At 50.0% G+C, this 846-nt stretch carries 2 rRNA genes; both read left to right on the top strand.

From position 1 onward, the window contains the following. Positions 1 to 212: ribosomal RNA gene (locus tag A3842_RS12060) — 16S ribosomal RNA — on the top strand; the annotation flags it as partial. 337 nt (positions 213 to 549) lie between these two features. Next, positions 550 to 846 (top strand): 23S ribosomal RNA (locus A3842_RS12055); the annotation flags it as partial.

Genomic DNA, 846 nt, shown 5'->3' with positions numbered 1-846 from the left:
AGTCGGAATTGCTAGTAATCGCGGATCAGCATGCCGCGGTGAATACGTTCCCGGGTCTTGTACACACCGCCCGTCACACCACGAGAGTTTACAACACCCGAAGTCGGTGGGGTAACCCGCAAGGGGGCCAGCCGCCGAAGGTGGGGTAGATGATTGGGGTGAAGTCGTAACAAGGTAGCCGTATCGGAAGGTGCGGCTGGATCACCTCCTTTCTATGGAGAATCGTTTCCTACAACGGAAACATTCAAATCGGAAGCTTGACTTCCATTAGAACCTTTGGGTTCGAACACTCACTCGTTGCTCAGTTTTGAGAGTTGAAGCTCTCAAGTAATACCTTGATCCTTGAAAACTGGATACCGAAACGAAAATGCGTTTTAGAACATCTTTTAGCTGAAACTTGTGTAAACAAGTTGAAATCGTTATTAGTATGCTGAAAGCGAAGGTTTTCGATTGTGAAGCGACCTTTGGCTTTAAACAGACTAGCGAACGGATTCATCCAGGAGCGCTGTTTAAAACAAGATGAGCGAACAAGCGAAACACCGGAGCGATGGTTAAGCTAATAAGAGCACACGGAGGATGCCTAGGCGCCAGGAGCCGACGAAGGACGTGGCGAACAACGAAACTGCCTCGGGGAGCTGTAAGCAAGCTTTGATCCGGGGGTGTCCGAATGGGGAAACCCAGCTGTGGTAATTCGCAGTTACTCATACCTGAATACATAGGGTGTGTAGAGGCAGACCAGGGGAACTGAAACATCTAAGTACCCTGAGGAAGAGAAAACAATAGTGATTCCGTCAGTAGCGGCGAGCGAACGCGGAACAGCCTAAACCAAGGGGCTTGCCCCTTGGG

Source organism: Paenibacillus sp. P3E (assembly GCF_001909045.1).
In the GTDB taxonomy this organism is placed as follows: Bacteria; Bacillota; Bacilli; order Paenibacillales; family Paenibacillaceae; genus Paenibacillus_AQ; species Paenibacillus_AQ helianthi.
The sequence above is the reverse complement of the archived record's forward strand: the minus strand, read 5'-3'. Positions and strand labels throughout refer to the sequence as shown.